Source organism: Microbacterium sp. B24 (genome assembly GCF_000333415.1).
GTDB lineage: Bacteria > Actinomycetota > Actinomycetes > Actinomycetales > Microbacteriaceae > Microbacterium.
Genome location: NZ_BADB01000191.1, coordinates 1 through 4,745, shown reverse-complemented (window position 1 = coordinate 4,745; position 4,745 = coordinate 1). Strand labels below are relative to the sequence as shown.

The following is a 4,745-nucleotide window of genomic DNA, read 5'->3' as shown; positions in this document are numbered from 1 at the left end:
AGCTCGGTCCCGGGGATCCTCTAGAGTCTGCGCAACCTCGACCGGCTCGACGACTCCCTCCGGGTGTTCGCCGACGCACGCCGCGAGTTTCCCGACGCGATCTCCCTCGCCGTCTTCCAGGCCCTCAGCCGACATGCCGCCGGCCAGGTCCACGCCGCCTTCGCCGAGTTGCTCGACGTCATCGCCGCGCACGCGCCGGCGGCCTTGCCCTCGGCGACGAGCTTGTCGTTGTCGGTGAGGTTGCCGATCGCCTCCTTGGCCTTGCCGGTCAGGTTCTCGGCGGTGTTCTTGATGTCATCTGCGAGGCCCATGAGGGACTCCTTTCTCTGGTGATGGTTCCGGTTTCTTTCGGGATCCCGGGCGGCCCGGGAAGTTCGGTGAGCGTCGTTCGTCAGGCGACGCGGCGCTCGTGGGCGACGGCGGAACGCAGACCGCCCGTGAGCTGGACGACCAGTGGTAGCGCGAGCCCCAGCCGGCGGTCGGTATCGGCGACCGCACCGGCGACGCGACGCTGGACGAGTCCCAGGTCGGCGCGCGGGCGCACCTGCACCCGCACCCGCAGAAGCCGGCGACGGCGACGGCGAGAGGTCACCGCCGAGACCGCCAGCACGTCGGGCACGTCCGCGAGCGACTGCCGGAGCAGATCGGCGACGACGCCGTCATCGATGGCGATGCCGCCCTCGTCGAGGACCGCCCGGACGTGCCGCTCACCGCGGGTGAGCACGACCACGAGCGCAATCACGACGACCAGCGCGAGGATGCCCGCAGCGATCCATGCCTGGGTCTGCGGTGCCACCCCCGTGCCGCGGACGACATCGGCGGCCATGGCCAGCAGCGGCGACGGTCGCCCCTCGGCGAAGAGCGGCCAGGCCGCGGTCGCGGCGACGGCGAGGGCGCCCACGGCCAGCACGAAGAGGATCGTGCGGTTGACGAAGCGGGATGCCGTGCTCATGACAGCCGTCCTTCCGGGGTCACCTCGACGCGAGCCGTCAGTCGCGGCGCCGCGCCGAGTTGGGTGAGCAGCCGATCGGCGGCACGCTCCACCTGTTCGCGGTCGACCGGAAACCCGGTCGCGGGAGTGAGGGAGATGCGCGCACGACGAGCGTCGAGCTGCGTGGACACGTGGGAGTTGGTGACGGCTGCGGCCGTGGCGGCGGCGCGCGAGAGGGCGCCGGCCACGATCGCGTCGTCGACCACCAGGGGTACCCGGCCGGCGGCCAGGGCCCGGCGATGAGTGCGCCCGGGCGCCAATGCACCCCAGAGACACACGATGCCGAACAGTGCGGCCGCCGCGGCGACGATCGTGCCGGTCGTCCCCCCCTCGGCGAGCGCCGAGCGAACGGCGTCCGGGGCCACGAGCAGCGCGGGGCGCCCGAGAGCCGACAGCACCAGCTCGGTGGCCAGCGCCGCGGCGACGACGATGATCACGACCAGGGCGCAGCTCACCCAGACAGCACGCGAACGTCGTTGCAGACGCCGCGCAGCCGCGCTCTGAAGCCGGTCGGGCGCTCCCGCCGGAACGACCTCGACGGGTGCCGATGTGGTGTTCACGAGCTGCTCCTGTTCTGCGTGACGAGGTGAGTGATGCGCAGTCGGATGCCTCCGACCAGTGCTCCGGTGAGTGCGCTCACGCGCTCACCGGTGCGGGTGCGTGCGGCAGCGGCGCTGGCCGCGATGGGGTCGCCGTCGGCTCGGATGCCGCTGGTGAGATCCAGGGCGAGGGCCCCGCCCGCGTCGCGCACGTGGGCGCGGGACGCGCGGGCGGGAACGCCCAGCTCATCGGCGAGGACCGCCGCCGCGACGCGCTCGTAGGCCCGTGCGGAGATGGTGACCCGACCGGGGATCCGTGCGGCATCCATGGTCAGCCCACCCGCCGGCCGCGGGCGGCATCGATCGCGGCGCGCAGGTCGATGCGACCCGACACCGCGGCGCCGATGAGGCCGCCGATGGCGGCGAGAGCCGCCACGAGCACCATGCCCCAGAAGCCGAACGCCAGTGCGGCGACGGCGAGCACCGCGCCCGCGACCGCTCCCCACACCGTGGGACTCCCGCCGGTCACTGGACACGCTCCGGGGCGGGAGCCTCGTCGTCACCCGGGATGTGGACGTCGACGACGGTCACATTGACCTCGGTGACCTCCATGCCGGCGAGCTCGGTGATGGCATCGGCGACGGCCGTGCGCACGTCGGTCGCGACGCGCTGCAGCTGCTCGGGGTACTCGGCCACGATCGTGATGTCGGCGGCGACCTGCGTCTCGCCGACCTCGACGTTCACACCCTGACCCAGATCCTTGGCGCCCACGGCCTCACGGATGCTGCCGATGACGCGCGCGGCTCCGCCGCCGAGGGCGTGCACGCCGGGCACGGAAGAGGCGGCGATGCCGGCGATCTTGGCGATGACCGGGTCGACGATGACGGTCTTGCCGGCGCCCGCAGCAGGTGCGACGGCGGAGGTGGTGGGGGTCGTGGTAGCCATGATGTCTTGTCCTTTCCGGCCCTCCGGTGAGGGCGTTCACAGGTGTGACGGATGCCGCAGGGGTTTCGTCACGGTGGATTTCCTGGCAGTTCGCTGAGTGCCGCCGCGGGAGCTGTCGGCGCGCCTAATGGCTGCGCGGCGGCGACGCAACCCCTTGGCCGCGTCAGCTGCGCGTGGCACGGTCGAGGTATCCAGGGGGCATCGCGCGGCCCGCAGGGTGACGACGGCGCGAGGGGGGAAGCGGTGTGGACACGCTGACACACGTCGAAGACGGCGTTCTGGCCGCACGCGCCGCCGACGGCGACGAGCGCGCGTTCGCAGTGCTCGTGCGTCGGCACAGCGGTTACCTGATCGGCTTCGCCACCCGGCTGCTGCGCTCACGCGCCGACGCCGACGACTGCGTGCAGGAGGCCCTGATCATCGCGTGGCGACGGCTCCCGGAACTGCGCGAGCCCGACCGCGTCCGTTCCTGGCTGTCGACGATCGTGGCACGCAAGGCCACCGACCGTCTGCGCAGCGCGGCGCCCACCGCACCGATCGAGGACACGGAGCCCGAGGCTCTGCAGCCCACACCCGACGAGTCTGCCGTGGCATCCTCTCAACTGGACATGCTGCGGCGCGTGCTGGACGAGCTGCCGGTCGAGCAACGCACGACCTGGCTGCTGCGCGAGGTGAGCGGATACGGCTACGACGAGATCGCCCGCGAGCTGGGCGTGTCCGCGACGGCGGTGCGCGGCAGGCTCGCGCGGGCGCGGGCGACCATCTACGACCGGATGAAGGAGTGGAGGTGAGCGGGATGACGCGCGAGGAGATCGGCGATTCGGGCCACACCCTCGAGGAGCTCGCGGCTTATCACGAGCGCGGACGGACGCCGGCGATCCCCGCGATCGACGGCGATGCGCAGTGCCGAGCCGTGCTGGATTCGATGGACCGCCTCGGGGCACTGTCGCGCGAACTCATCGAGACCGACGCCCGTGACGATGTCTCCGAGACCTGGTTCCAACAGATTCTCGGCGAAGTCGCCCGCGAATCTCGCGCGGGGCGCGACCTGCCTCTCGTCGACGACGACCCGGTACGCGTCGTGGTGACCGAGGGCGCCGTGCGCGGTCTCGTCCGCGACGCCGGCGACGCGGTGGAGGGCGTGCTCGTAGAACGGGTGCATCTCACGCTCCACGAGGATGTACGCGTCGACGTGCGGCTGACGATCAGCGTCCTGGACAGCGTGCTCGGCGCGGGACGCGGGCTGGCGCGCATCGCAGATTCGGTGCGAGAGCGCGTGCGCGCCGATCTCGAGGAGTACGGCGGATGGACCGTCGGCGTCGTCGATGTCACGATCGACTCGCTGCGGCTGCGGGAGGAGGAGCGATGAGCGACACCGCGACCCGATCGGCGAGCGGCGACGCGCCCACCGAGCTCGCCCTGATCGTGGATGCCGCCGCGAGGGCGGTCACCGGCGTGGCCGAGCTGTACTACGCCGCCGCCCTCCCGGCGCGCCTGTGGCGGGCGAAGCTCGCCGGCGACGGCGCGTACAGCGTGGTGACGCGGCGCGCGCAGGCGCTGGAAGTGACGGTGAGCATCGGCGTCACGGGCGGTCGCGTCGCCGCGGTGGCGAGCGAGGTCGCGCTGCGGGTGCGCGAGGCGCTGGGCGCACCTGACGCACACGTCACCGTGCGCGTCAGCCGCATCACCGCGACGCGGCGAGCTTGAGGCGGTAGCGAAGAGCCGCGAGCTCGGCGTACAGCGCCGGGGGCACCCGTCCCTCGAACGTGCGGTAGAACTCCTCCGTGAGCCCGGCCTCCTGCAGCCACAGGTCGCGGTCGATCGCGAACAGGGCCTCGAGGTCGGCGTCCGGAACCTCGATGCCCTCGAGGTTCAGATCCTCCGTGCGGGGCAGTCGTCCGATCGGGCTGTCGATGGCCGGAACGACACCTTCGATGCGGCGGATGATCCAGTCGATCACGCGTGCGTTGTCACCGAAACCCGGCCAGAGGAAGCGGCCGTCGTCGCCCTTTCGGAACCAGTTGACCTGGAAGATGCGCGGGGCGCGGTCGAAGCGCAGACGCTGGCCGACCTTGAGCCAGTGACCGAAGTAGTCCGCCATGTTGTAGCCGCAGAACGGGAGCATCGCGAAGGGGTCGCGGCGCAGCTCACCGACGGTCCCTTCGGCGGCGGCGGTGCGCTCGGGAGAAATGTTGGAGCCGAGGAACACCCCGGGCGTCCAATCCGTGGCCTCCAGCACGAGGGGGACGTTCGTGGCCCGACGCCCACCG

10 protein-coding genes are annotated in these 4,745 nt (G+C 71.9%); 3 read left to right on the top strand and 7 right to left on the bottom strand.

Features of this window, described 5'->3' with window-relative positions; genetic code table 11:
- Window positions 1–20: 20 nt before the first annotated feature.
- The 6 genes from I5I_RS17915 to I5I_RS04910 all read right to left on the bottom strand — a co-directional run bounded on the left by I5I_RS17915 (window position 21) and on the right by I5I_RS04910 (window position 2,475).
- The gene (locus I5I_RS17915; RefSeq protein WP_036317167.1) at window positions 21–311 is read right to left on the bottom strand and encodes a CsbD family protein; all 291 of its coding nucleotides are present in this window, start codon (window positions 309–311) and stop codon (window positions 21–23) included.
- Window positions 312–391: 80 nt separating this feature from the next.
- Window positions 392–952 carry a hypothetical protein gene (locus I5I_RS04930; protein ID WP_036317165.1) on the bottom strand — a complete coding sequence of 187 codons (561 nt, stop codon included), beginning with the start codon at window positions 950–952 and terminating at the stop codon, window positions 392–394.
- On the bottom strand, window positions 949–1,551 hold the full coding sequence (locus I5I_RS04925; protein WP_036317162.1) for a hypothetical protein: 603 nt from the start codon (window positions 1,549–1,551) through the stop codon (window positions 949–951). Before I5I_RS04925 ends, I5I_RS04930 begins: the two co-directional genes overlap by 4 nt.
- Window positions 1,548–1,859: a hypothetical protein gene (locus tag I5I_RS04920; RefSeq protein WP_036317159.1), complete on the bottom strand. Its 312-nt coding sequence runs from the start codon at window positions 1,857–1,859 to the stop codon at window positions 1,548–1,550. Before I5I_RS04920 ends, I5I_RS04925 begins: the two co-directional genes overlap by 4 nt.
- A gap of 2 nt (window positions 1,860–1,861) precedes the next feature.
- Window positions 1,862–2,059 (bottom strand): DUF2273 domain-containing protein, encoded by a 198-nt coding sequence (locus tag I5I_RS04915; RefSeq protein WP_036317155.1) that lies wholly within the window; start codon window positions 2,057–2,059, stop codon window positions 1,862–1,864.
- Window positions 2,056–2,475 carry an Asp23/Gls24 family envelope stress response protein gene (locus I5I_RS04910; RefSeq protein ID WP_036317153.1) on the bottom strand — a complete coding sequence of 140 codons (420 nt, stop codon included), beginning with the start codon at window positions 2,473–2,475 and terminating at the stop codon, window positions 2,056–2,058. Before I5I_RS04910 ends, I5I_RS04915 begins: the two co-directional genes overlap by 4 nt.
- A gap of 245 nt (window positions 2,476–2,720) precedes the next feature.
- Here I5I_RS04910 and I5I_RS04900 point away from each other — a divergent pair, with 245 nt between their 5' ends.
- The 3 genes from I5I_RS04900 to I5I_RS04890 are packed head-to-tail and all read left to right on the top strand — an operon-like array spanning window position 2,721 to window position 4,182.
- Window positions 2,721–3,266 carry an RNA polymerase sigma factor gene (locus I5I_RS04900; RefSeq protein ID WP_036317148.1) on the top strand — a complete coding sequence of 182 codons (546 nt, stop codon included), beginning with the start codon at window positions 2,721–2,723 and terminating at the stop codon, window positions 3,264–3,266.
- Window positions 3,263–3,844: an Asp23/Gls24 family envelope stress response protein gene (locus I5I_RS16010; RefSeq protein ID WP_148285484.1), complete on the top strand. Its 582-nt coding sequence runs from the start codon at window positions 3,263–3,265 to the stop codon at window positions 3,842–3,844. Before I5I_RS04900 ends, I5I_RS16010 begins: the two co-directional genes overlap by 4 nt.
- Entirely contained in the window at window positions 3,841–4,182 is a 342-nt protein-coding gene (locus tag I5I_RS04890; RefSeq protein ID WP_036317145.1) for a hypothetical protein, read from the top strand. Before I5I_RS16010 ends, I5I_RS04890 begins: the two co-directional genes overlap by 4 nt.
- Here I5I_RS04890 and I5I_RS04885 read toward each other — a convergent pair.
- On the bottom strand, window positions 4,160–4,745 hold a 586-nt coding region (locus tag I5I_RS04885), incomplete at its 5' end, for a phosphoenolpyruvate carboxykinase domain-containing protein (RefSeq protein WP_036317142.1). The two genes, I5I_RS04890 and I5I_RS04885, sit on opposite strands and share 23 nt — an antisense overlap.